The sequence below is a fragment of the Nocardioides sp. genome, from assembly GCF_024509035.1.
Taxonomy (GTDB): Bacteria; Actinomycetota; Actinomycetes; order Propionibacteriales; family Nocardioidaceae; genus Nocardioides.
This window is the reverse complement of the sequence record NZ_JANINT010000054.1, coordinates 1-22,773: the sequence shown is the minus strand read 5'-3', so window position 1 is coordinate 22,773 and position 22,773 is coordinate 1. Positions and strand designations below refer to the sequence as shown.

The window sequence follows — 22,773 nt, the reverse complement described above, 5'->3', positions numbered from 1 at the left end:
CTGTGTATTGTGCTCCGTCGTTGCCCCTTTAGCTCAGTCGGCAGAGCGTCTCCATGGTAAGGAGAAGGTCTACGGTTCGATTCCGTAAAGGGGCTCTGGGCAAGATCTTGTGTGCTCCGGCTAGTCTGGAGCACGCAGCCGTGCCCTCGTGGCGGGGTAGCTCAGGTGGTTAGAGCACACGGCTCATAATCGTGGTGTCGCGGGTTCGAGTCCCGCCCCCGCTACTGCGACTTGACCTCGTTCCATCAGCGACACCCAGCATCGACCTCGAAGGACTTCCCGTGGCCAGCAAGAGCTCCGACGTTCGCCCCAAGATCACGCTCGCGTGCGTGGAATGCAAGGAGCGCAACTACATCACGAAGAAGAACCGCCGCAACGACCCTGACCGGTTGGAGCTGGCGAAGTTCTGCCCGCGCTGCCGCACGCACACCGCGCACCGCGAGACCCGCTGATCGCCGTCTTCTCTCGTTGACCCGCCCGAAACTTTCGGGCGGGTCAACTGCATTTAGACCTCGCAGTCCGGTCGGCGCCAGGACCCGAAGTCGGACAGGTCGAGTCGGACCAGCATCGGCACGACCGGGCGGCCGCCGAGGTCCTGGTAGTGCCTCGTGCCCGACTCGCTGACGACCCACAGCGAGTCGTCTCCGACCAGGTCCATCCCCTCCGCGCCCGGGACGAACGCCCGGCGCCGGGTCCCCTCGGGGCCGACCAGCACGCCGCACCGGGTCACCGAATGGGTGAACCACGCGGCCGGCCTGCCGCCGCCGGGTGCCGCCCAGACGGCCCCCTGGGTGGCCCGGGGAGCCGGCGTCGCGCCGTCGGCCATCTCGAGGGTGAGGTCCAGCGCGGACGACGCGACCAGCTGGTCGGTGCTGAACCAGTCGACCTGCCCGGCCCGGTGCGGGTACCACCGTCCGATGCCGAGGCGGCCCTGGCCGTCGACGAGCGCGAACGAGCCGCGCAACGGGTCGGCGAGCGCCCAGACCCGCTGGACGTCGAGGGTGTCGGGATCGATCAGCCACAGACGGCTCGTCTCCACCAGCCAGAGACCGTGCTCGTCGTCGACGAGGCCGCCGCCGTGCCGGCAGTAGACGGGGTCGCGGTCGCCGACCTGGCCGGCGACCGGGTCGAGCCGGTCGAGCACCTTCCCGGTGCGCAGGTCGACGCGGTCGATGATGCAGTAGCGAAAGTGCAGGGGCGCGCCCCCGTCGAAGCCGCTGACCCAGGCGCTGCCGTCGTCGACGGCCACGCCCTGGGGCACGAAGCCCCGGCCGGTGCGCAGCCACACGCCCGCGCACACCGCGTGGTCGTTGCGGAAGCGGTCGAGAGCCTGCCGGTCGAGGTAGCCCGGCGGGCGCCCGCGCACCTCGCCGTACTCCAGCGGGCCGCAGCCGGCCTTCTGGTCCACGCGGCCGGGCAGCGGGAGCTTCTCCGTGGTGCACCCGGTGGCGAGCGCCACCGCAGCCAGCGCCAGCGCGAGCCACGACCACCATTGGCTAGGTTGGCGCCATGCCAGTCGACCAGTCGCTCGTCGGTCGGGTCTTCCCACCCACCCGACCCTATGCGGTGACCGAGGAGGCGGTGCGGACCTTCGTCGCCGCGACCGGGGACGAGTACGCCGGGGGGCCGGCGCCTGCGACGTTCCCGATCGTGCTCGCGTTCGACGCGATGAACGCGTTCTTGGCGGCCGAGGCGATCGAGCTGCACCGCATCGTCCACGGCGAGCAGCGGTTCGCCTACGAGCGCCCGATCGTGCCCGGCGACGTGCTGACCGCGACGCTGACGGTCAGCAGCCTGCGCCAGATCGCGGGCAACGACATCATCGGCACCACGAGCGAGATCACCGACGACTCCGGAGCCCTGGTCTGCTCGACCAGCGCCACGCTCGTCCACCGGGGGGCCGCGTCATGACCCAGGCGAGCTCGCTGCCGACCCGGACGTTCACGATCACCCGCGCCGACCTCGTCCGCTACGCAGCGGCGAGCGGCGACCACAACCCGATCCACCAGGACGAGGACGTCGCGCGCAGCGTCGGGCTGCCGGGCGTGATCGCCCACGGCATGTACACGATGGCGCTGGCCGCCCGGGCGGTCTCGGAGTGGTTCCCCGGCACCGAGACCGTCAGCTTCGGCTGCAAGTTCACCAACCCCGTCGTCGTGCCGGCCGAGGGCGGCGTCGACATCGAGGTCGCCGGTGAGGTGAAGGACTCCGCGGAGGGGCTGACGACGGTGGCTCTCACGGTCACCTGCGAAGGACAGAAGGTGCTGGGCATGCCGAAGGCGGTCGTCCGTGGCTGAGCGGCTCGCCGACCACACCACGCTCCGCCTCGGCGGTCCGGCCGCGCGCTGGGTGCGCGCGACGACCGAGGCCGAGCTGGTCGCCGCCGTCGAGGCGGCCGACACGGCCGGTGAGCCCGTGCTCGTGCTCGGCGGAGGCAGCAACCTCGTCGTCGCCGACGAGGGCTTCGCGGGCACGGTCGTCGAGGTCGCGACCCGCGGCGTGGAGACCGACGACGCCGGCGACGCCTCCTGCGGTGGGGCGATGGTCACGGTCGCGGCCGGGGAGCCGTGGGACGACCTGGTCGCCCTCGCCGTCGCGCGGGAGTGGTCGGGCGTCGAGGCCCTGTCGGGCATCCCCGGGTCGGTCGGAGCCACGCCGATCCAGAACGTCGGCGCCTACGGGCAGGAAGTGAGCCAGACCATCGCGTCGGTCCGGGTGTGGGACCGCACGCTGCGCGGGATCCGCACGTTCGCCAACGCCGACTGCCGCTTCGGCTACCGCACCTCCCGCTTCAAGGCCGACCGACGCGATGCGTGGGGCGGACGCCACGTCGTGCTCTCGGTGACCTTCCAGCTGCGCCAGGGCAGCCTCGGCCAGCCCGTGGCCTACGCCGAGCTGGCGCGCACCCTCGGTGTGGAGGTGGGGCAGCGGGCGCCGCTGACCGACGTCCGCGAGGCCGTGCTCGGGCTGCGCCGCGGCAAGGGCATGGTGCTCGACGACGTCGACCACGACACGTGGAGCGCCGGGTCGTTCTTCACCAACCCGGTCGTCGAGCCCACCGCCGTACCCGACGGCGCTCCGGCATGGTCGCAGCCCGACGGCACCGTCAAGACCAGCGCTGCCTGGCTGATCGAGCACGCGGGGTTCGGCAAGGGCCACGGCGGTCCGACTGCGGCGCTGTCCGGCAAGCACACCCTGGCGCTCACCAACCGGGGTGGGGCGAGCACCGGCGACCTCCTGGCCCTGGCGCGCGAGGTGCGCGACGGCGTGGAGGCGCGGTTCGGCATCCGGCTCGTCAACGAGCCGGTGCTGGTCGGCTGCGAGCTCTGACGCCCGAGGAGTCTGCTGAACAAGACGGGCGAACGCGAGCGGCGTCCGGTGTGTGCGGTGGCCAGGCGGCCGAGGGAAGGCGTGACGGGTCACGTCGACCGAGGTGAACGCCGCCAACGCTCCACCGGTCGTCGCGCAGCCGCGCGGATTGTTCAGCTGACTCCTACGGACTCGTGGTCGCGACGCCCACGACGAGCGCGAAGAACACGATCACCGCGAGCACGCCCAGTGCCAGGAGCCCGGTGCCGACGATGCCCATGACCCGGCCGGCGGAGGCCATCTCGCGGCCGCTGTAGGCCGAGGGATTCTCGTCGATCTCTCGCAGGGCCCGTCCGCCGATCGCCCAGGCGAACGGCGAGACGACCAGCGTCAGGCCGCCGCACACGAGGATGCCGACCAGGCCGATCAGCCCGAGCACCATCGCGGTCGTCGCCGAGGGGTGCTCGGGCGGCTTGGGGGCCCAGCTGTAGCCCGGCTGGCCGTAGCCCGGCTGTCCGTAGGGCTGGCCGTAGCCCGGCTGGCCGTAGGGCTGGCCGTAGCCCGGCTGGCCGTAGGGCTGCTGGCCGTAGGGCTGGCCGTACGGCGGCTGCTGGCCCGAGGGGTCCTGCGGCGGGTAGGGCTGACCTGGCTGGTTCGGGTCGCTCATGAGCTCATCGTCGCAGGGTCGCTGGCCAGCCACCCGTCGATGTCGGCGAGGACACGCGCGCGCACGTCGTCGGGGGCGCGCGAGGCGCGCACCGACATCCGGGCCAGCTCGGCGAGCTGGGCGTCGCCGAGCTCGTGGGCGGCGCGCATCGTGGCGTACTGACCCGCCAGCCGGGAGCCGAAGAGCAGTGGGTCGTCGGCGCCGAGAGCGACGGTGGCACCCGCGGCGAGCAGCGTGGGCAGCGGCACCGAGGTCAGGTCGGAGTAGACGCCGAGCGCCACGTTGGAGACCGGGCAGACCTCCAGCGCGACCCCGGCCTCGACGATCCGGTCCAGCAGCCGCGGGTCCTCGGCGGAGCGGATCCCATGGCCCAGGCGCTGCGCGTGCAGCGCGTCGAGGCACACACGCACGTGCTCGGGCCCGCGCAGCTCGCCACCGTGCGGTGCGAGCAGCAGGCCCGCCCGCTCGGCGATCGCGAAGGCGGGGGCGAAGTCGGCGGTGCTGCCGCGCCGCTCGTCGTTGGAGAGACCGAACCCGACGACGCCGCGGCCGGCGTACTGGGCAGCGAGGCGGGCGAGCGTGCGAGCGTCCAAGGGATGACGGGTGCGGTTGGCGGCGATGACGACCGCGATGCCGAGCCCCGTCGCCTGCTCCGCCTCGCGGACCGCGTCGAGCACCAGGTCGGTGAACGCCGTGATCCCGCCGAAGCGGGCTGCGTAGCCGCTGGGGTCGACCTGGATCTCCAGCCACCTGCCGCCGTCGCGGACGTCGTCCTCGGCGGCCTCGCGGACCAGGCGGCGTACGTCGGCCGGCGTCCGCAGCACCGAGCGGGCCACGTCGTAGAGCCGCTGGAAGCGGAACCAGCCCTTCTCGTCGGCGGCCGACAACGTCGGCGGCCACTCCTCGACCAGCTGGTCGGGCAGGGCGATGCCATCGCGCGCAGCGAGCTCGAGCAGCGTGGAGTGGCGCATCGACCCCGTGAAGTGCAGGTGCAGGTGCGCCTTCGGCAGCCGGTGCAGGTCGCGCACCGAGCCGGGCTCCGTGGATCCAGGCTGGGCCTGGCTCACGCGAGCAGCTTCTCCGCGGCAGCCAGGCGGACGCAGGTGGCGACGGCCTCCATGGCGCCGGTGACCTCGGCGAGGACGGGGAAGGAGGGCGCGAGCCGGATGTTCTCGTCGCGCGGGTCGCGCTTGTAGGGGAAGGCGGATCCGGCCGGGGTCAGCGCCACGCCCGCGGCCTTCGCGAGCTCGATGACCCGGCTGGCCGTGCCGGGGAGGACGTCGAGGCTCACGAAGTAGCCCCCTCGAGGATGGGTCCACGTCGCGATGTCGAGACCATCGAGCCGCTCGGTCAGGATCCGCTCGACCTCGTCGAAGCGCGGCGCGAGCAGCTCGCGGTGGCGCACCATGTGGTCGCGGACGCCCTGGGCGGTGCCGAAGAACTCCAGGTGCCGCAGCTGGTTGACCTTGTCGGGACCGATCGAGCCCAGACCGAGGTGGCGGTGGTACCACGCCATCGTCTCCGTCGAGCCGCCGATGAACGCGACGCCGGCGCCGGCGTAGGTGATCTTCGAGGTGGAGGCGAACACGACCGGCCGGTTCGGGTTGCCCGCGACCGCGGCGAGCGTGAGGACGTCCGCGCTCTTGGACTCCTCGGCGGTGAGGTGGTGGAGCGCGTAGGCGTTGTCCCAGAAGATCTTGAAGTCCGGTGCCGCGGTCGGCATCGACGCGAGCCGCTCCGCGACCTCCTGCGAGGTCACCTGACCGGTGGGGTTCGCATAGGTCGGGACCAGCCACATGCCCTTGATGGTGGGGTCGTCGGCGACGAGCGCGGCCACCGCCTCGGCGTCGGGGCCGTCGGCGGCCATCGGCACCGTCACCATCTCGATGCCGAACCACTCGGTCAGCGCGAAGTGCCGGTCGTAGCCGGGCACCGGGCAGATGAACCGGACCTTCTCCTCAGCACCCCAGGGGCGCTCGGAGTCGACGCCGCCGTGCAGCCACAGGTAGGTCAGCACGTCCTTCATCAGCGTGAGGCTGGAGTTGCCCTGCGCCGAGAGCTGCTCGACCTCGAGGCCGAGCAGCTCGGCGAACATCTCCCGGAGTGCCAGGACGCCGGACAGGCCGCCGTAGTTGCGGGCATCGACGCCGTCCGGGGAGGTGGTCGCGGTCGGGAGCTGCAGCAGCCCGTCGGCGAGGTCGAGCTGCTCGGCTGACGGCTTGCCGCGCGTGAGGTCCAGCTTCAGGCCGGACGCCACCAGGGCGTCGTACGCGGCCTGCTCGGTGGCCCGGAAGGCCTCGAGGTCGTCACGGGACCGCTCTGCCAGCGGACGGGACAGGTGCTGGTGCTCACTCACGCGGCCATGGTCTCAGAGATCGATTGGTGCTCGGACCAGTGGCCCCGTAGACTCCTGGACGGTGGTTCAGCCAGATGCTCGGTCGCGCCCTCAAGCGAGTGCGACCCGCAGGGCCATCGGAGGGCACTAGCTCAACTGGCAGAGCATCGGTCTCCAAAACCGAAGGTTGGGGGTTCAAGTCCCTCGTGCCCTGCAGATTTGATCCAGGTCGACCGGACGAGGAGAGGTGAAGGACGTGCCGGACAGCAAGGCAGTCCGCGGTTCGCGTGGAGGGGGCGGCAGCGCCCACCAGCGCACCAGCCTGCCCACGTTCTACCGCCAGGTGGTCGCCGAGCTGCGCAAGGTCGTCTACCCGACCCAGGAGCAGCTGGTCACCTACTTCATCGTCGTGATGGTGTTCGTGGTCTTCATGATGGCGCTGGTGTCCGCCCTCGACCTGGGCTTCGGCAAGCTCGTCTTCTCGATCTTCGCCGGCAACTCCGACACCTGAGTCCGGCGTCCTGCCGGATGACCAGAGCAGTACCCGAACGTGATGGAGCAGCACGTGTCTGAGCACGAGAACGAGTCGGTCGAGATCGACGAGACGGTGGCGTCGGCCGACGAGATCGACCCGACCCTCGAGGACCAGTACGGCGAGCCGAACGACGGCCCCGCGATCGAGGAGGACCCGCGCCTGGACGTGGAGGTCACCGACGAGGACACCGACGCCGAGCTGGGCCTGGACGACACCGAGGCGGTCGCCACCAGCGTCGAGCTTTCCGAGGCCGAGGGCGACGAGGGCCCGGACGCGGACTCCGACCAGGACGACGAGGACGACGCCGACCCCGACGACCCGCTCGAGGCCTTCCGCCGTGAGCTGTGGGCCAAGCCGGGTGACTGGTTCGTGGTGCACACCTACTCCGGCATGGAGAACCGGGTGAAGTCCAACCTGGAGAACCGCATCATCTCGCTCAACATGGAGGACTACATCCACGAGATCGTGGTCCCCACCGAGGAGGTCGCCGAGATCAAGAACGGCCAGCGCAAGATGGTGCGACGCACCGTCCTGCCGGGCTACGTCCTGGTGCGCATGGACCTCACCGACGAGTCCTGGGCCGCGGTGCGGCACACCCCGTCGGTGACCGGGTTCGTGGGCCACAGCCACCAGCCGGTGCCGCTCTCGATGTCCGAGGTCGAGAACATGCTCGCCCCCGCCGTCGTCGCCCGCGCCGAGGCCGAGGCTGTCGCCTCCGGAGCGCCGGCCGCCTCCGGCGGTGCCGCGAAGAAGCCGACCGTCGAGGTCGCCGACTTCGAGGTCTCCGACTCGGTCATGGTCGTCGACGGTCCGTTCGCGACGCTGCACGCCACGATCACCGAGATCAACGCCGAGGCCCAGCGCGTCAAGGCGCTCGTCGAGATCTTCGGCCGCGAGACCCCCGTGGAGCTGAGCTTCAGCCAGATCCAGCGCGTCTGAGCCGCGCGGCGCAGCCGCGATCCTCAGGACCACGATTTCGTGTTCCGCCGAGCGCGGAGCACAATTGCCAGGTTGCCCGAGTGACCCTGCGTCACGACGGCGACAGCAGGTGGCAGAGGCCTACGACGTACGCCTCGTCATGACCACGAGACAGAAAGAGAAGCAATGCCTCCGAAGAAGAAGATCGCCGCGCTCGTCAAGGTGCAGCTGCAGGCCGGTGCCGCGACTCCCGCTCCGCCCGTCGGTACCGCTCTCGGTCCCCACGGTGTGAACATCATGGAGTTCTGCAAGGCCTACAACGCGCAGACCGAGTCCATGCGCGGCAACGTCATCCCGGTCGAGATCACGATCTACGAGGACCGGTCCTTCACCTTCATCACCAAGACCCCGCCGGCCGCGGAGCTGATCAAGAAGGCCGCCGGTCTGGCCAAGGGCTCGGGTGTCCCGCACAAGGAGAAGGTCGGCAAGCTGACCAAGGACCAGGTGCGCGAGATCGCCCAGACCAAGCTGCCCGACCTCAACGCCAACGACATCGACGCAGCCATGAAGATCGTCGAGGGCACCGCCCGCTCGATGGGCGTCACCACCGACTGAAACCGTGGGAGAGCCGCGCTGGCTCGCTAACCACACCTTTTTCGAAGAGAGAAGAGAAAGCCCATGCAGCGCAGCAAGACCTACCGCGCAGCGGCGGAGTCGTTCGACAAGGACGAGATCTTCGCCCCGCTCGCCGCGATCAAGCTCGCCAAGAACGTCAGCAAGAAGAAGTTCGACGAGACCGTGGACGTCGTCATGCGTCTCGGCGTCGACCCCCGCAAGGCCGACCAGATGGTGCGCGGCACCGTCAACCTCCCGCACGGCACCGGCAAGACCGCTCGCGTCCTGGTGTTCGCCAACGGTGACAAGGCCGAGGCCGCCCGCGAGGCCGGCGCCGACATCGTCGGTGGCGACGAGCTCATCGACAAGGTCGCCGGCGGCTGGCTCGACTTCGACGCCGTCGTCGCGACCCCGGACCTGATGGGCAAGGTCGGCCGCCTGGGCCGCGTGCTCGGCCCCCGTGGCCTGATGCCGAACCCGAAGACCGGCACCGTCACCCCGGACGTGGCCAAGGCCGTCACGGACATCAAGGGCGGCAAGATCGAGTTCCGCGTCGACCGCCACGCCAACCTGCACTTCATCATCGGCAAGGCGTCCTTCGACGAGGTCAAGCTCGCCGAGAACTACGCCGCGGCGCTCGAGGAGGTGCTTCGTCTCAAGCCGGCCAGCTCCAAGGGCCGCTACATCAAGAAGGTCACCGTCTCCACGACCATGGGCCCCGGCATCCAGGTCGACCCCAACCGCACGCGCAACGTCGCGGCCGAGGACGAGAACGCCACCGCCTGATCAGAGCTCCCTACGTCGACCCGCCCGAAACTTTCGGGCGGGTCGATGGCATTTCGGGGGGCTCCGCGGTGGGTCGCCGGCCTCGGGCGGCCAGAAGGGGCAAGAATGGTCACAGACGACATCTGGGATCGCTCCCATCTTGCCGTCTGTGACCATTCGACGACCTCCCGCGGCCGCGGCGCTTTCGACCAGACCTCGGCGGCATCCCGACAGGTGCGTCTTTCCGGTCCTGGGCGCGGCGGTCAAGGGCGGCGAAGCGAACGCTTGACCGGCGGCGGCCGGGACGGACAATCCAGCACCGGGAGGCCGCCGACGCATGCCCGGGTGCTCAGCGGCCCCGATTTGGCTCCGCCACCGGAACCGCCGTACTGTTCTCCACGAAACCAAAGACCGCCGGTTGTCTCGCCAGGTGCATTCGCCAATGCGCCCGGAGTGACCGAAGGTTCCGCGAGAGCGGACGGCCTGCGCAGGTGAAGAGCAGCTCCTCCTCCGAGGTCCACGCCCTGAGCCCGCGCTCGGGGCGTTCGTCTTTCCTCGGGGCTCTTCCGGTGGTCGACCATCGGAAGGAGACCCATGGCGCGGGCAGACAAGCAGGCAGCCGTCGCGGAGATCGTTGAGTCGTTCAACGATTCCGCCGGTGCCGTGCTGACCGAGTACCGCGGTCTCACCGTGAAGCAGCTGCAGGAGTTGCGGCGCTCTCTCGGTGCGAACGCCAACTACGCCGTGGTCAAGAACACGCTGGCCAAGATCGCCGCCACCGAGGTGGGCATCGAAGGCTTCGACGACCTGCTGACCGGCCCGACCGCCATCGCCTTCATCAACGGCGACGTGGTCGAGGCGGCCAAGGGTCTGCGTGACTTTGCCAAGGCGAACCCCACCCTTGTCATCAAGGGCGGCGTCCTGGACGGCAAGCCCCTCGACGCGAGCGAGATCGCCAAGCTGGCGGACCTCGAGTCCCGCGAGGTGCTCCTGGGCAAGCTGGCCGGCGCGATGCTCGCGTCGCTCAGCCAGGCCGTCTACCTGCTCAACGCCCCCCTCGCCCAGGCCGCCCGTCTCGCGGGCGCCCTCCAGGCGAAGGCCGAGCAGGACCCCTCGATCCTCGCAGGTGGTGCGCCCCAGTCAGACAGCACTGGGCCCGTCGCCGCCGAGGAGGCCCCGGCCGAGGCCGAGGCCCCCGCTGACGAGGCGCCGGCCGCAGAGGAGGCTCCCGCCGAGGAGACCGCCGCTGAGGCCACCGCCTCCGACGAGGGCGACACCGCCGAGGCCTGATCCCCCGGGATCGGATCGGCACACCACCACCTGAAACCCCGGCCACGGCGCGACCCGCCCGCGGCCACCGAATGGAAGGAACCGCCACCATGGCGAAGCTCAGCACCGACGAGCTCCTCGACGCGTTCAAGGACATGACCCTCATCGAGCTCAGCGAGTTCGTGAAGCAGTTCGAGGAGACCTTCGGCGTCACCGCCGCCGCTCCCGTCGCCGTTGCCGCCGCGCCCGCCGCGGGCGGCGCTGCTGCCGGCGGCGCCGACGCCGGCGCCGACCAGGACGAGTTCGACGTGATCCTCGAGTCCGCTGGCGAGAAGAAGATCAACGTCATCAAGGAGGTCCGCGCGCTGACCTCCCTCGGTCTCAAGGAGGCCAAGGAGCTGGTCGAGGCCGCTCCCAAGCCCATCCTCGAGAAGGTCGCCAAGGACGCTGCCGAGAAGGCCAAGGAGGCCCTCGAGGGCGCCGGCGCCACCGTCACCCTCAAGTGACCCCCGGGCCGCTCGCGGCCCAGCACGACCTTCACGTGGGGCGATCCACCCAGGCGGTGGATCGCCCCTCGTGGCATTTCCGATCACGGTGGCTCCCCGGGCCCGGTCCAGACGACACGCCGTCCGAATGTGTAAGTCGGGGGGTGCGGGGAAGGAAACCGACGCGTAACCTCGCCGCTACTCCGGCGTTGTTACCGGTCAGTGGGAGGCGGGGGAGTGTCAGGCGCGCCCGGCCCGGGAACCGGAGCGCGCGCAGTGGCGAGGAGGGACGAGGGCGGTCATGGGCGTTGAGATCAAGGTCGAGCACCTGAGCAAGTCGTTCGGCAAGCAGCTCATCTGGGGCGATGTCACGCTCACGGTTCCGGCCGGCGAGATCTGCGTGATGCTCGGCCCCTCCGGCACCGGCAAGTCGGTCTTCCTCAAGACCCTGATCGGCCTCCTCAAGCCCGATCAGGGCTCGGTCGTCATCGAGGGCACCGACATCGCCACGTGCTCGGAGAAGGAGCTCTACGAGATCCGCAAGCTCTTCGGCGTGCTGTTCCAGGACGGCGCGATGTTCGGCTCGATGAACCTCTACGACAACGTCGCCTTCCCGCTGCGCGAGCACACCAAGAAGTCCGAGTCCGAGGTCCGCGACATCGTCATGGAGAAGATGGACCTCGTCGGCCTCGTCGGTGCCGAGGACAAGCTCCCCGGCGAGATCTCCGGAGGCATGCGCAAGCGCGCCGGGCTCGCCCGCGCGCTCGTCCTCGAGCCCGAGATCGTGCTCTTCGACGAGCCCGACTCCGGACTCGACCCCGTCCGTACGGCGTTCCTCAACCAGCTCATCGTCGACCTCAACGCCCAGATCGACGCGACGTTCCTCATCGTCACCCACGACATCAACACCGCGCGCACCGTGCCCGACAACATCGGGCTGCTCTACCACCGCCACCTCGCGATGTTCGGACCCCGCGAGATGCTGCTCTCCTCCGAGGAGCCGGTGGTGCGCCAGTTCCTCAACGCCCAGCGCGTCGGCCCGATCGGCATGTCCGAGGAGAAGGACGCCGACGAGCTCGAGGCCGAGAAGGACCAGGAGCTGCCCCCGCTGCCGCCGATCCCGCTGCAGCTCGAGCCCTCCAACGGCATCCCGCGGCGCAGCCAGCGGCCGCCGGGGGAGTGGTGCCGGATGAACGGCGTCACGCCGCCCCCGGGCTCGTTCGACGGCAACATGTCGATGGCGACGGGCGGCTGAGCGGTCCATGTCGTCCTTGACCGCGAGCCGCGCGCTCGCGCCTGTGGGGACCGCGGGCAAGTTCTTCGCCTTCGGCCTCGACGTGATCCGGGCGCTCTTCCGCCGCCCGTTCCAGCTGCGGGAGTTCATCCAGCAGGCCTGGTTCATCGCCTCGGTGACGATCATCCCCACGGCCCTGGTCGCGATCCCCTTCGGCGCGGTGATCGCGCTGCAGGTGGGTGGCCTGATCAAGCAGTTCGGCGCCCAGTCGTTCACCGGATCGGCCTCCGTGCTGGCCGTCGTCCAGCAGGCCGCACCGATCGGCACGGCGCTGCTCATCGCCGGCGCCGGTGGCTCGGCGATCGCTGCCGACCTCGGCGCGCGCAAGATCCGCGAGGAGCTCGACGCGATGATGGTGCTGGGCATCGACCCGATCCAGCGCCTCGTCGTGCCGCGCGTGCTCGCCGCCATGCTCGTCGCGGTCTTCCTCAACGGCATGGTCAGCGTCGTCGGTGTGGCCGGTGGCTACTTCTTCAACGTGGTCCTCCAGGACGGCACCCCGGGCGCCTACCTCGCGAGCTTCACCGCCCTCTCCCAGCTGCCGGACCTGTGGCAGGGCATGGCCAAGGCGCTGGTCTTCGGCCTGATCGCTGCCATCGTGGCCTGCTACAAGGGCATGAACGCCGCGGGCGGACCGAAGGGCGTCGGCGACGCCGTCAACGAGTCGGTCGTCGTGACGTTCATCTTGCTGTTCATCGTCAACTTCGTGATGAGCGCGATCTACATCCAGCTCGTCCCACCGAAGACGGGCTGAGGGCGACGACGATGGCCAACATCCGTGCGGTCTACGACAAGCCGCTGAAGACCCTCGACAACCTCGGTGAAGAGCTCGCGTTCTTCATCAAGGCCCTCGCGTGGACCCCGCGCGCCGTCAGCCGCTACCAGAAGGAGATCCTCCGCATCCTCGCCGAGGTGACCCTCGGCAGCGGCGCGCTGGCCGTCATCGGCGGCACCGTCGGCGTCATCATGGCGATGACGTTCTTCACCGGCGCCCAGGTCGGCCTCTCGGGCTACGCCGCCCTCGACCAGCTCGGCACGGCGGCGTTCGCCGGCTTCGTCTCGGCGTACTTCAACACCCGCGAGATCGCCCCGCTCGTCTCCGGCATCGCGCTGGCCGCCACCGTCGGCTGTGGCTTCACCGCGCAGCTGGGCGCCATGCGGATCTCCGAGGAGGTCGACGCACTCGAGGTGATGGCGATCCCCTCGCTGCCGTTCCTGGTCACGACCCGCATCGTCGGCGGGTTGATCGCGATCGTCCCGCTGTACGTCGTGGGCCTCCTCTCCTCCTACTTCGCCACCCGCCTCACGGTGACGCAGTTCTTCGGCCAGTCCGCGGGGACCTACGACCACTACTTCAACGCGTTCCTGCCACCGGGCGACGTGCTGTGGTCCTTCGGCAAGGTGCTGGTCTTCGCCGTCACCGTGATCCTGATCCACTGCTACCACGGCTACACCGCCTCGGGCGGTCCCGCCGGCGTGGGCATCGCGGTCGGTCGCGCCGTGCGCACGAGCATCGTGGCGATCAACGTGATCGACCTGTTCCTCTCGATGGCGATCTGGGGCGCCTCGACCACCGTCAGGCTGGCGGGGTGATCGCGTGCGTGTGATCGCAGGGCACAAGGTGCTGGGCGTGGTCTTCCTCTGCCTGCTGCTGCTGGGCGTCTACCTCACCTACGCCGTCTTCACGAAGAAGTTCGCCGACTACGACAAGGTCACGCTCCAGGCCTCCAAGATCGGCATGCAGCTGCCGCAGCGTGCCGACGTGAAGATCCGCGGCGTGATCGTGGGCGAGGTCCTCGACTTCCAGCCCGACGACGAGGGCGCCGAGATCACGCTGGGCATCTACCCCGGCGAGATCGACACGATCCCGGCCAACGTCAGCGGGTCGATCGTCCCCAAGACCCTGTTCGGTGAGAAGTACGTCGCCCTCGACATCCCCGCCGATCCGTCCGCCGACCACATCGAGCCGGGCGCCACGATCGAGCGCACCCAGGTCTCGATCGAGGTCGAGAAGGTCCTCTCCGACCTCTACCCGCTGCTGCGCACCGTCCAGCCCGCCGACATCAACATGACGCTGAACGCGCTCGCCACCGCCCTCGAGGGCCGCGGCGACCAGCTCGGCGAGAACCTCGAGACCGTCGACGCCTACCTCAAGCGGATCAACCCGCAGATCCCGCAGCTCATCGACGACCTCCGCCTCACCGCCCAGGTGTCCGACACCTACGCCCAGGTGATGCCGCAGATCGCCGACATCCTCGACGACACCGTCACGACCACCGGCACCCTCGAGGACCGCGAGGTCCGGTTGCAGGCCCTGTTCGACGACGTCACGTCGTTCTCCGACACCGCGCGCGGCTTCCTCGAGGACAACGGCGACAACCTCATCCGCTTCAGCAAGATCAGCCAGCAGCAGCTGCGGGTGTTCGCCAAGTACGCCCCCGAGTACAACTGCCTGACCCGCGGCATCGTCAACGCCGGCAAGCTCCAGGCCGAGGCGTTCCGCGGCTTCATGCTGCACATCGTGCTCGAGACGCTGCCCAACCAGCCGCGGCCCTACAACGTCAACGACAAGCCGCGCTTCGGTGAGAACCGCGGACCGGTCTCCTGCCTGCACCTGCCCAACCCGCCCTGGTCGCAGGAGAACCCGGTGCGCCACCAGCCGAACTTCAACGACGGCGTCGACGAGCCGACCGGCAAGGGCACCTCGCGGGTCGGCCCCAACCAGTACTTCCGGACGACCGTGGGCACCGCAGCCGAGAGCGACGTGCTGCGCTCCCTGCTGGGCCCGGCTCTCGGCGTACCCGCCGCGGACGTCCCCGACCTGGGCCTGCTGCTGGTCGGCCCGATGGCCCGCGGGGCGGAGGTGTCGCTGCGATGAAGATCCTCGACAAGCGCACCACGAGCGACCTCGTCAAGCTCACGATCTTCATCGTCGTGACCACCTTGGCCACCTCGGTGCTGGTGGCGACCATCGGCAACATCACCTTCGCCGGGCACCGCAGCTACAGCGCCGAGTTCGTCGACGCCACCGGGGTCGTCAAGGGTGACGACGTCCGCATCGCCGGGGTCAAGGTCGGCACCGTCGACAACGTCGAGGTCGTCGACCGCACCCGCGCGCGGGTGTCCTTCAGCGTCGAGGACTCCACGACGATCAGCAAGGCCACCCACGTCGCCATCCGCTACCGCAACCTCGTCGGCCAGCGCTACCTCTCGCTCACCGACGAGATCGGGGACGGGGAGGCACTGCCCGACGGCGGCACGATCCCCGTCGACCAGACCTCGCCGGCTCTCGACCTGACCGTGCTGTTCAACGGCTTCAAGCCGCTGTTCCAGGCGCTCTCGCCGGCCGACATCAACCAGCTCTCCTACGAGATCGTCCAGGTCTTCCAGGGGGAGGGCGGCACGCTCGAAGGCCTGCTCGCGCACACCGCGTCCGTGACCCAGACCCTCGCCGGTCGCGACCAGCTCATCGGCGACCTGATCGACAACCTCAACGAGGTGCTCGACCACATCGGCGACCGCGACGTGCAGCTGAGCCGACTGATCACGACGTTCCGCACGTTCGTGGGCGGGCTCAAGGACGACCGCGAGGCGATCCTCGGCTCGCTCGACCAGATCTCCGCGCTCTCGGTGCAGACCGCCGACCTGGTCGACGGCATCCGCGAGCCGTTCGTCAGCGACATCGAGCAGCTGCGCGAGGTCGCTCGCAACCTCGACAACGGCAAGGCCGAGCTCGACCGTGCGCTGCAGGTGCTGCCGATCAAGCTCAACAAGATCGGACGCACCGCGACGTACGGCTCGTGGTTCAACTTCTACCTCTGCCACTTCCAGGGCCGGGTCCGGCTCCCCGGCGGTCAGTCGATCCCGGTCGACTACCCGACGGGTGGCCTGAAGGTCGCAGACAGGTGTGATCTCGGATGACCCCCTTCCGCGAACGCAACCCCGTCGTCGTCGGGGCCGTCAGCCTGGTCGTGCTGGCGATCGTCATGCTGGCCGCCTTCCGGGCCCAGGACCTGCCGCTGATCGGCGGCGGTGACACCTACTACGCCGCGTTCTCCGAGTCCGGTGGCCTCGAGCCCAACGACGAGGTCCGCATCGCCGGCGTGCGGGTGGGCAAGGTCGAGAAGGTCGAGCTCGAGGGCGACCACGTCCGCGTCACGTTCCGCGTCGACACCCCCTCGGAGTTCGGCGAGGACACCCACGCCGCGATCAAGGTCAAGACCCTGCTCGGCGCGATGTACCTCTCGCTCGAGCCGGCGGGCTCGGGCCAGCTCGACGAGGGCTCGGAGATCCCGGTCGAGCGCACCAGCTCGCCGTACGACGTCGTGGACGCGTTCTCCGGACTCGCCGAGACCTCCGAGCGGATCGACACCGACCGCCTCGCCCAGTCGCTGACCACGCTGGCCGACCTGACCCGCAACACCCCCGAGGAGTTCCGTCAGGCCCTCGACGGCGTGTCCCGGCTCTCGTCGAACATCGCCGCCCGCGACCAGCAGATCAACAGCCTGCTCACCAACCTCAAGCGCGTCTCGAGCGTCCTCGACGAGCGCGACGGCGACATCATCGGGCTGATGAAGGACTCCGACGTCCTCTTCCGGGCGCTGGTCGCGCGCCGGGACGCGGTGCACAACCTGCTGACCTCCACCACCCGGCTGTCGAAGGAGCTGACCGCGCTGATCGAGCAGAGCCGCGCCGACCTCAAGCCGGCGCTGGACCACCTCGACAACGTCTTGCAGGTGCTGAACAAGAACGAGGACAACCTCGACAACAGCCTGCGGCTGATGGAGCCGTTCTACCGGGTGTTCGCGAGCACGCTCGGCAACGGCCCGTGGTTCGACACCTACATCCAGAACATGCCGCCGGTGCCGCAGGTGGGTGGTTGAGATGGCGAGCAGCTTGACGATCCTCAAGCGGGCGGCCGTGCCCGTGGTCCTCGTGATCGTGCTGGTGGCAGCGGCGCTCACGATGTTCCGCGGTGGCGAGACCAAGACACTCACCGCGCACTTCCCGCGGACGATCTCGATCTACGAGGGCAGCGACGTGCGGATCCTCGGGGTGCCGGTCGGGCACGTCGACTCCGTGACGCCGGCCGGCACCGACGTCGCCGTCACGATGTCCTACGACGCGGACGTCGAGGTCCCCGCCGACGCCAAGGCGGTCATCGTCGCCCCCTCGATCGTCGGCGACCGCTTCGTGCAGCTCACCCCCGTCTACTCCGGTGGGGACAAGCTCGCCGATGGCGCTGTCCTCGACGTCGACCGCACCGCGGTCCCGCTGGAGCTCGACCAGATCTACAGCAGCCTCGACGACCTGACCGTGGCGCTCGGGCCGACCGGTGCCAATCGCAACGGCGCGTTCTCCGACCTGCTCGAGACCACGGCCGAGAACTTCGGCGGCCAGGGCGCGACGTTCCACCAGACGATCAAGGACTTCGGCAAGCTCAGCCAGACCCTCGACGACAACAAGGACGAGCTGTTCGGCTCCGCGCGCGAGCTCGAGGGCTTCATCGGGTCACTGGCACGCAACGACAAGACCGTTCGCACGTTCAACGACTCCTTGTCCCAGGTGTCCTCGATGCTGGCCGGGGAGCGCCAGGAGCTGTCCGCCTCGCTCAGCAACCTGGCCAAGGCGCTCGGTCAGGTGTCGTCGTTCGTGAAGGAGAACCGTGAGGTGCTCGGCCGCAACATCTCCGGGCTCAACCGGGTCTCGAAGGTGCTGGTGAAGCGGCGTTCCGAGCTCGACCACATCCTCGACTCGGCCCCCCTGGCCCTCAACAACCTGGCGCTGACCTACAACCCGCAGACCGGCACGCTCGACACCAACGCCAACCTCGGTGAGGTCATCAACCAGGTGCAGTCCGATCCTTCGACGTTCCTGTGCGGCTTCCTGAGCCAGGCCGACACCTCCGGCGCCCTGTGCGACCTCGTCCAGCAGGCGCTGCCGCGACCCGGCACCGGCGCCCAGGGCACGCCGCGTTCGTCGGTCGACCTGTTCGACCGCAGCCTGGCCGGTCTCGTGGAGGTGGACCGATGAGGAGCACGAGGATGCGGCGGGTCGCCCAGGCCGTCGTCGCGACGGTGGCGGGCAGTCTCCTGCTGACCGGCTGCGACTTCGACGTCTACAGCCTGCCGCTGCCCGGGGGCACCGACGTCGGTGACGACCCCATCACCGTGACCGCCGAGTTCCGTGACGTCCTCGACCTGGTGCCCAAGTCGACGGTCAAGGTCGACGACATCAGCGTCGGCCAGGTCACCGGGGTCGACCTGGTCGACGGCCACGCCGAGCTGACGATGGAGCTCCGCAACGACGTGGACCTCCCGGCCAACGCCGTCGCCGAGATCCGTCAGACCAGCCTGCTCGGTGAGAAGTTCGTGTCGCTCAGCGCACCGACGGACGAGGCGGCCACCGGCGAGCTCGCCGACGGCGACACCATCGGGCTCGACGACACCGGTCGCAACCCGGAGGTCGAGGAGGTGCTGGGTGCCCTCAGCCTGCTGCTCAACGGTGGTGGCGTCGCCCAGCTGAAGACGATCGCGACCGAGGTCAACAAGGCGCTCGACGGGCGTGAGGACGCGGCGCGGTCGGTGCTCACCCAGATCGCCGACTTCATGGGTCAGCTCGACGAGAACAAGCAGGACATCGTCGATGCCATCGACAAGCTCAACAAGCTGGCGGTCTCGGTCCGCAGCCAGCAGGGCTCGATCGACGCCGCGCTCGACGAGCTCCCCAGCGCCCTGACCTCGCTGGACAAGCAGCGCAAGGACCTGGTCAGGATGCTCGGCGCCCTCGACCGGCTCGGTGGGGTCGGTGTCGAGGTCATCAAGGCGTCCAAGGACGCCACGATCGAGTCCCTGCGCCAGCTCAACCCGGTGCTCACCGAGCTCGCCGCCTCGGGCGACGCGTTCGTGAAGTCGTTCAACGTGTTCTTGACCTACCCGTTCGTCGACGAGGTCGTCGGTCGCGACCCGCAGGTCGCGCGCAACCTGCACATGGGCGACTACACCAACCTGTCGGTCGAGCTCGACATCGACCTATCCGGTGGCGTGACCGGCATCCCGACGAGCCTGCCCACGCTCCTCCCGAGCGAGCTGGACCCGACGGTGCTCCTCGACCGGGTGACCCGGTGCATCGCGAGCGGGGACATCACCAGCAAGCCCTGCCAGAAGCTGCTGAGCAGCCTCCAGGGGCTGGCCAAGCTGCGCGACGCGTGCTTGAAGAAGAAGAACGAGAAGACGCTCGTCTGCCGGATCGTCAACCAGATCCCGGGCCTGCCGGACGCCGGCCTGCCCACCGCGCTGCCGACGAGCCTGCCGACCAGCCTCCCGGGCCTGCCCGACCTCACCGGTCTCCTCGGCCTGGGGCGCGCCGGCGTCGGTCCGTCCGCGACACCGCACGGACCCACGATGGGGCAGCTCAGCCAGGTGTTCGACCCCGCCCTCGTCCGGCTGCTCGTTCCCGGGATGGTGACGCGATGATCACCCGACGCACCCGCATCCAGCTGCTCGTGTTCGTCGCGATCACGCTGCTCGGCGTGAGCTTCGTCGGTGCGCGCTACGCCCGCCTCGACCGGGTCTTCCTCGACGACCACTACACGGTCGTCGCGCACTTCAAGGACTCCGGTGGCATCTTCGCCGGCGGTGAGGTGTCCTACCGGGGCGTCCAGGTCGGGCGGGTCGGCAAGCTGGACCTCACCGACGACGGGGTCGACGTCTACCTCGACATCGACAACTCCTGGGACGACATCCCGGCGAAGTCGCTCGCGGTCGTCGGCAACCGCTCCGCCGTCGGCGAGCAGTACGTCGAGCTGCAGCCCCAGGTCGACTCCGGGCCCTACCTCGACGACGAGTCCGAGATCGCCCAGGACGACACGCGCACGCCGATCGCCACGCAGAAGCTGCTCACCGACATCTCCAACACCGTCGAGTCGGTCGACAAGCAGGCGCTGAGCACCACCGTCGCCGAGCTGGGCGCCGCCTTCGCCGGGACGGGCGCCGACCTGCAGCGCATCATCGACACCGGCAACGCCTTCATCAACGAGGCCAACGACAACTTCGACGTCACGACGGCGCTGATCCGCGACAGCAACACCGTGCTGCGGACCCAGGTCGACAAGGCGAGCGCGATCCGCACCTTCGCACGCGACCTCAGCCTGTTCAGCGGATCGCTCGCCGGCTCCGACCCCGCCCTGCGCCAGGTCATCGACAACGGCTCGAGCGCGGCGACCCAGCTGCGCACGTTCTTGCAGGACAACGAGGTCGACCTCGGCGAGCTGTTCAACAACCTGCGCATCACCGGCGACGTGATCGTCAAGCACCTGCCCGGGGTCGAGCAGATCCTCGTGATCTACCCCTACGTCGTCGAGGGCGGCTTCACCGTCGTCTCGAAGTCGCCCGACACCGGGCTCTACGACGCCCACTTCGGGCTCATCATCACGGACAACCCCGTCTGCCACCGCGGCTACGAGAGCACCGACACCCGGCCGCCGCAGGACGGCAGCAACCGGCCGATGAACACCAAGGCCGGCTGCACCGAGCCCGCCGCGATGAGCAACCCCCGCGGCGTCCAGAACCTGCAGCGCGCCGGCGCCGCCTACCGCGCGCCGGTCGCGTCGTACGACCCCGACACCGGCAAGATCCACTGGGGGTCCAAGATCGACCCGGTGCTGGCGCCGACCGGTACCGTGGCACCGCTCGCCTTCGGAGAGGAGTCGTGGAAGTGGCTGTTGCTCCAGCCCCTGGTGCCGTGAGTGCCAGGACTGAGGAGACGCCGCGTTCCGCCACCTTCCGCCTCGTCCTCCTGGTCGTGCTCGTCGTCGTGCTGATCGCCTCCGCCGGCGCAGTCACGTGGCTGCTGACCCAGCGCCGCGGCGAGGCCGACGACACGCAGGCGACGCGGGACGCGATCATGTCCCAGACCCGGCAGTTCGTCCTGCGGCTCAACACCTACGGCCCCGACCAGCTCGACGCCCAGGGCCACCTCACCGACTACCGCGACCAGGTGCTCGAGGTGATCACGCCCAAGTTCGCCGCCGACTTCGAGAAGTCCGGGCTGCCGATCGCCGAGCAGACCGTCGCGCAGGCGGGCTACGGACGCTCGGTCAAGGTGTTCGGTGTCGGCGTCGAGTCGATGGACGCCGACTCGGCGACGGCCATCGTCGCCGGGGGCCTCACCGGGTCCTACCCCGACCCCAAGCACCCGGACGACGAGGCCAAGCGGGTCGACGCCGACCAGGACGTGCTGCGCTGGGAGGTCGACCTCGTGAAGTCCGACGGCACCTGGCTGGTCGACGACTACGCGCCCGTCACGGGGGAGGGGTCCCAGTGAGCGACTCAGTGACCGGGTCGACGCCTGCCGCCACGCCCACGCCGAGCTGGTACGACCTCCTGGGGGTCGCACCCGACGCCTCCGCGGACGAGATCCGCGCCGCCTGGCGCGCGCAGATCGCCGACCTCGACCCGACCGACCGTCGCTTCTCGGTCCTCAACCAGGCGGCCGAGGTACTGCTCGACCCGAGCCGCCGCGCGGCGTACGACGCGGAGCTGGCCGCCGCGAGCGCCCTGGCCGAGCAGGACGCGGAGCCGGAGCCGGAGGTGGCCCCGGAGGTCGAGGGCCCCGCGGCCGAGCCCGGCGAGACCACGCGCAGCGGCGCTCGGGTCGCGCTCGTGCCGGGATGGCTGCTGGCCGCGGTCGCCGTGCTGACGCTCGCCCTGGTGGCCACCGCGGTGGTGCTCTGGGTGCGTGAGCCGTCGGCCGGGGACGTCGAGGCCGACGCCCGCTCCGCCCAGGCTGCGGCCGAGCGCGCGGTCGTGCCGATCCTCTCCTACGACGCCACCCACCTCGACGAGTCCAAGGCGGCCGCCCAGCAGTACCTCACCGGCAAGCTGCGCGAGGACTACGACCGGATCTTCACCGGCCTGATCGAGAAGAACGCGCCGTCGACCCGGACGGTCGTCACCGCGACGCTGGTGCGCTCCAGCATCGTGCGCGCCGACGAGGGGCACGCGCAGATCTTCTTGCTGGTCAACCAGACCCGCACGAACAAGAAGTACACCGAGCCCGAGGTCTACAAGAACTGGGTGACGCTGACCATGGACGAGGTCGACGGGTCCTGGCTGGTCGCCGACATGACGACCTGACGCGCCGCACGCGTGCTTGACCTCAGCGGCGCGGGAGTTCATGATCGTCGGCAGCGAATGCCGCGCTGTTTGTCGCGCGCCCGCACATCCGGTAGGGTGAGAACTTGCGTCTGCCCTCAAATGCGTTTCAGCCTGCCCGGTGGCTGATCTGTGGTGGGCCTGATGCAGATCGAAGAGCGAATCGTCGAAGGACACCTCTTGGCCGCGCGCACCACCTCCGGTAACTCCCGCCGCATCTCTTTCGCAAAGATCACCGAACCTCTCGAGGTCCCGCAGCTCCTCTCCCTTCAGACCGACAGCTTCGACTGGCTGGTCGGCAACGAGAAGTGGAACGCCGCCGTCGAGCGCCGTCGTTCCGAGGGTGAGGACGTCTCCAGCAAGTCCGGTCTCCAGGAGATCTTCGAGGAGATCTCCCCGATCGAGGACTTCTCCGAGACGATGTCGC

At 69.6% G+C, this 22,773-nt stretch carries 26 protein-coding genes and 3 tRNA genes; 25 read left to right on the top strand and 4 right to left on the bottom strand.

All coding sequences use genetic code 11. The features are described from left to right. Window positions 1–22: 22 nt before the first annotated feature. The 3 genes from Q0L15_RS04915 (at window position 23) to rpmG (ending at window position 452) form a co-directional block, all read left to right on the top strand. Window positions 23–95: transfer RNA gene (locus tag Q0L15_RS04915), tRNA-Thr, on the top strand. Window positions 96–150: 55 nt separating this feature from the next. Then, a tRNA-Met gene (locus tag Q0L15_RS04910) sits at window positions 151–224 on the top strand. 57 nt (window positions 225–281) lie between these two features. After that, a complete protein-coding gene (gene rpmG, locus Q0L15_RS04905; protein WP_296602648.1) occupies window positions 282–452 on the top strand; it encodes a 50S ribosomal protein L33 in 171 nt (56 codons plus the stop codon). 53 nt (window positions 453–505) lie between these two features. On the opposite strand, the gene Q0L15_RS04900 is transcribed toward rpmG, so the two are convergent. After that, a complete protein-coding gene (locus Q0L15_RS04900; protein WP_296602646.1) occupies window positions 506–1,459 on the bottom strand; it encodes a hypothetical protein in 954 nt (317 codons plus the stop codon). 50 nt (window positions 1,460–1,509) lie between these two features. On the opposite strand from Q0L15_RS04900, the gene Q0L15_RS04895 reads away from it, so the two are divergent. Genes Q0L15_RS04895 through Q0L15_RS04885 form a run of 3 tightly spaced genes read left to right on the top strand, consistent with a single transcriptional unit; the run spans window position 1,510 to window position 3,330 of the window. Next, entirely contained in the window at window positions 1,510–1,911 is a 402-nt protein-coding gene (locus tag Q0L15_RS04895; protein WP_296602644.1) for a MaoC family dehydratase N-terminal domain-containing protein, read from the top strand. Further along, window positions 1,908–2,297 carry a MaoC/PaaZ C-terminal domain-containing protein gene (locus tag Q0L15_RS04890; RefSeq protein ID WP_296602642.1) on the top strand — a complete coding sequence of 130 codons (390 nt, stop codon included), beginning with the start codon at window positions 1,908–1,910 and terminating at the stop codon, window positions 2,295–2,297. The genes Q0L15_RS04895 and Q0L15_RS04890 overlap by 4 nt, the downstream gene beginning before the upstream one ends. Then, window positions 2,290–3,330, top strand: coding sequence for a UDP-N-acetylmuramate dehydrogenase (locus Q0L15_RS04885; RefSeq protein ID WP_296602641.1), 1,041 nt, complete (start codon window positions 2,290–2,292; stop codon window positions 3,328–3,330). The genes Q0L15_RS04890 and Q0L15_RS04885 overlap by 8 nt, the downstream gene beginning before the upstream one ends. A gap of 163 nt (window positions 3,331–3,493) precedes the next feature. On the opposite strand, the gene Q0L15_RS04880 is transcribed toward Q0L15_RS04885, so the two are convergent. The 3 genes from Q0L15_RS04880 to Q0L15_RS04870 are packed head-to-tail and all read right to left on the bottom strand — an operon-like array spanning window position 3,494 to window position 6,314. Continuing rightward, window positions 3,494–3,976 carry a DUF4190 domain-containing protein gene (locus Q0L15_RS04880; RefSeq protein ID WP_296602639.1) on the bottom strand — a complete coding sequence of 161 codons (483 nt, stop codon included), beginning with the start codon at window positions 3,974–3,976 and terminating at the stop codon, window positions 3,494–3,496. Then, window positions 3,973–5,043: an adenosine deaminase gene (locus Q0L15_RS04875; RefSeq protein WP_296602638.1), complete on the bottom strand. Its 1,071-nt coding sequence runs from the start codon at window positions 5,041–5,043 to the stop codon at window positions 3,973–3,975. Before Q0L15_RS04875 ends, Q0L15_RS04880 begins: the two co-directional genes overlap by 4 nt. Then, window positions 5,040–6,314 carry an aminotransferase class I/II-fold pyridoxal phosphate-dependent enzyme gene (locus tag Q0L15_RS04870; RefSeq protein ID WP_296602692.1) on the bottom strand — a complete coding sequence of 425 codons (1,275 nt, stop codon included), beginning with the start codon at window positions 6,312–6,314 and terminating at the stop codon, window positions 5,040–5,042. Before Q0L15_RS04870 ends, Q0L15_RS04875 begins: the two co-directional genes overlap by 4 nt. A 138-nt stretch (window positions 6,315–6,452) precedes the next feature. Between Q0L15_RS04870 and Q0L15_RS04865 the strand changes: the two genes are divergently transcribed. From Q0L15_RS04865 to Q0L15_RS04775, 19 genes are all read left to right on the top strand, one after another. Next, window positions 6,453–6,525, top strand: a tRNA-Trp gene (locus Q0L15_RS04865). 42 nt (window positions 6,526–6,567) lie between these two features. Further along, entirely contained in the window at window positions 6,568–6,822 is a 255-nt protein-coding gene (secE, locus tag Q0L15_RS04860; RefSeq protein WP_296602637.1) for a preprotein translocase subunit SecE, read from the top strand. Window positions 6,823–6,864: 42 nt separating this feature from the next. Continuing rightward, complete coding sequence (nusG, locus tag Q0L15_RS04855; protein WP_296602635.1) at window positions 6,865–7,785, top strand: transcription termination/antitermination protein NusG; 921 nt, start codon at window positions 6,865–6,867, stop codon at window positions 7,783–7,785. Between the two features lie 165 nt (window positions 7,786–7,950). Beyond that, complete coding sequence (gene rplK, locus Q0L15_RS04850; RefSeq protein ID WP_296602634.1) at window positions 7,951–8,379, top strand: 50S ribosomal protein L11; 429 nt, start codon at window positions 7,951–7,953, stop codon at window positions 8,377–8,379. Between the two features lie 63 nt (window positions 8,380–8,442). Beyond that, window positions 8,443–9,165: a 50S ribosomal protein L1 gene (gene rplA, locus Q0L15_RS04845; RefSeq protein WP_296602632.1), complete on the top strand. Its 723-nt coding sequence runs from the start codon at window positions 8,443–8,445 to the stop codon at window positions 9,163–9,165. A gap of 573 nt (window positions 9,166–9,738) precedes the next feature. Beyond that, window positions 9,739–10,434, top strand: a complete 696-nt coding sequence (rplJ, locus tag Q0L15_RS04840) for a 50S ribosomal protein L10 (RefSeq protein WP_296602631.1) — start codon at window positions 9,739–9,741, stop codon at window positions 10,432–10,434. An 89-nt stretch (window positions 10,435–10,523) separates the two neighbouring features. Continuing rightward, window positions 10,524–10,919 (top strand): 50S ribosomal protein L7/L12, encoded by a 396-nt coding sequence (gene rplL, locus Q0L15_RS04835; RefSeq protein ID WP_296602629.1) that lies wholly within the window; start codon window positions 10,524–10,526, stop codon window positions 10,917–10,919. Between the two features lie 280 nt (window positions 10,920–11,199). Beyond that, window positions 11,200–12,153 carry an ABC transporter ATP-binding protein gene (locus Q0L15_RS04830; RefSeq protein ID WP_296602628.1) on the top strand — a complete coding sequence of 318 codons (954 nt, stop codon included), beginning with the start codon at window positions 11,200–11,202 and terminating at the stop codon, window positions 12,151–12,153. Between the two features lie 7 nt (window positions 12,154–12,160). Then, window positions 12,161–12,946 (top strand): ABC transporter permease, encoded by a 786-nt coding sequence (locus Q0L15_RS04825; protein ID WP_296602627.1) that lies wholly within the window; start codon window positions 12,161–12,163, stop codon window positions 12,944–12,946. A gap of 11 nt (window positions 12,947–12,957) precedes the next feature. Next, window positions 12,958–13,785: an ABC transporter permease gene (locus tag Q0L15_RS04820; RefSeq protein WP_296602626.1), complete on the top strand. Its 828-nt coding sequence runs from the start codon at window positions 12,958–12,960 to the stop codon at window positions 13,783–13,785. 4 nt (window positions 13,786–13,789) lie between these two features. Further along, window positions 13,790–15,070, top strand: coding sequence for an MCE family protein (locus Q0L15_RS04815; protein WP_296602624.1), 1,281 nt, complete (start codon window positions 13,790–13,792; stop codon window positions 15,068–15,070). Beyond that, entirely contained in the window at window positions 15,067–16,113 is a 1,047-nt protein-coding gene (locus Q0L15_RS04810) for an MCE family protein (RefSeq protein ID WP_296602623.1), read from the top strand. Before Q0L15_RS04815 ends, Q0L15_RS04810 begins: the two co-directional genes overlap by 4 nt. Next, complete coding sequence (locus Q0L15_RS04805; RefSeq protein WP_296602621.1) at window positions 16,110–17,075, top strand: MCE family protein; 966 nt, start codon at window positions 16,110–16,112, stop codon at window positions 17,073–17,075. The genes Q0L15_RS04810 and Q0L15_RS04805 overlap by 4 nt, the downstream gene beginning before the upstream one ends. Window position 17,076: 1 nt before the next feature. Continuing rightward, complete coding sequence (locus Q0L15_RS04800; RefSeq protein ID WP_296602620.1) at window positions 17,077–18,225, top strand: MCE family protein; 1,149 nt, start codon at window positions 17,077–17,079, stop codon at window positions 18,223–18,225. Further along, window positions 18,222–19,667 carry an MCE family protein gene (locus Q0L15_RS04795; RefSeq protein ID WP_296602618.1) on the top strand — a complete coding sequence of 482 codons (1,446 nt, stop codon included), beginning with the start codon at window positions 18,222–18,224 and terminating at the stop codon, window positions 19,665–19,667. Before Q0L15_RS04800 ends, Q0L15_RS04795 begins: the two co-directional genes overlap by 4 nt. After that, window positions 19,664–20,938 carry an MlaD family protein gene (locus Q0L15_RS04790; RefSeq protein WP_296602616.1) on the top strand — a complete coding sequence of 425 codons (1,275 nt, stop codon included), beginning with the start codon at window positions 19,664–19,666 and terminating at the stop codon, window positions 20,936–20,938. Before Q0L15_RS04795 ends, Q0L15_RS04790 begins: the two co-directional genes overlap by 4 nt. Beyond that, complete coding sequence (locus tag Q0L15_RS04785; protein ID WP_296602614.1) at window positions 20,935–21,516, top strand: hypothetical protein; 582 nt, start codon at window positions 20,935–20,937, stop codon at window positions 21,514–21,516. Before Q0L15_RS04790 ends, Q0L15_RS04785 begins: the two co-directional genes overlap by 4 nt. Next, entirely contained in the window at window positions 21,513–22,328 is an 816-nt protein-coding gene (locus tag Q0L15_RS04780) for a DnaJ domain-containing protein (protein ID WP_296602613.1), read from the top strand. The genes Q0L15_RS04785 and Q0L15_RS04780 overlap by 4 nt, the downstream gene beginning before the upstream one ends. A 162-nt stretch (window positions 22,329–22,490) precedes the next feature. Further along, window positions 22,491–22,773: hypothetical protein (locus Q0L15_RS04775; protein WP_296602611.1), on the top strand; the 283-nt coding region annotated here is incomplete at its 3' end.

Excerpts from the sequence above, each read along its gene's own strand:
- Q0L15_RS04880 (WP_296602639.1), bottom strand. The coding sequence starts at position 3,976 with ATGAGCGACCCGAACCAGCCAGGTCAGCCCTACCCGCCGCAGGACCCC.
- Q0L15_RS04820 (WP_296602626.1), top strand. The coding sequence starts at position 12,958 with ATGGCCAACATCCGTGCGGTCTACGACAAGCCGCTGAAGACCCTCGAC.
- Q0L15_RS04810 (WP_296602623.1), top strand. The coding sequence starts at position 15,067 with ATGAAGATCCTCGACAAGCGCACCACGAGCGACCTCGTCAAGCTCACG.
- Q0L15_RS04825 (WP_296602627.1), top strand. The coding sequence starts at position 12,161 with ATGTCGTCCTTGACCGCGAGCCGCGCGCTCGCGCCTGTGGGGACCGCG.
- rplK (WP_296602634.1), top strand. The coding sequence starts at position 7,951 with ATGCCTCCGAAGAAGAAGATCGCCGCGCTCGTCAAGGTGCAGCTGCAG.
- Q0L15_RS04830 (WP_296602628.1), top strand. The coding sequence starts at position 11,200 with ATGGGCGTTGAGATCAAGGTCGAGCACCTGAGCAAGTCGTTCGGCAAG.
- rplL (WP_296602629.1), top strand. The coding sequence starts at position 10,524 with ATGGCGAAGCTCAGCACCGACGAGCTCCTCGACGCGTTCAAGGACATG.
- Q0L15_RS04805 (WP_296602621.1), top strand. The coding sequence starts at position 16,110 with ATGACCCCCTTCCGCGAACGCAACCCCGTCGTCGTCGGGGCCGTCAGC.
- rplA (WP_296602632.1), top strand. The coding sequence starts at position 8,443 with ATGCAGCGCAGCAAGACCTACCGCGCAGCGGCGGAGTCGTTCGACAAG.
- nusG (WP_296602635.1), top strand. The coding sequence starts at position 6,865 with ATGGAGCAGCACGTGTCTGAGCACGAGAACGAGTCGGTCGAGATCGAC.
- Q0L15_RS04800 (WP_296602620.1), top strand. The coding sequence starts at position 17,077 with ATGGCGAGCAGCTTGACGATCCTCAAGCGGGCGGCCGTGCCCGTGGTC.
- Q0L15_RS04895 (WP_296602644.1), top strand. The coding sequence starts at position 1,510 with ATGCCAGTCGACCAGTCGCTCGTCGGTCGGGTCTTCCCACCCACCCGA.
- rplJ (WP_296602631.1), top strand. The coding sequence starts at position 9,739 with ATGGCGCGGGCAGACAAGCAGGCAGCCGTCGCGGAGATCGTTGAGTCG.
- Q0L15_RS04890 (WP_296602642.1), top strand. The coding sequence starts at position 1,908 with ATGACCCAGGCGAGCTCGCTGCCGACCCGGACGTTCACGATCACCCGC.
- Q0L15_RS04790 (WP_296602616.1), top strand. The coding sequence starts at position 19,664 with ATGATCACCCGACGCACCCGCATCCAGCTGCTCGTGTTCGTCGCGATC.
- Q0L15_RS04795 (WP_296602618.1), top strand. The coding sequence starts at position 18,222 with ATGAGGAGCACGAGGATGCGGCGGGTCGCCCAGGCCGTCGTCGCGACG.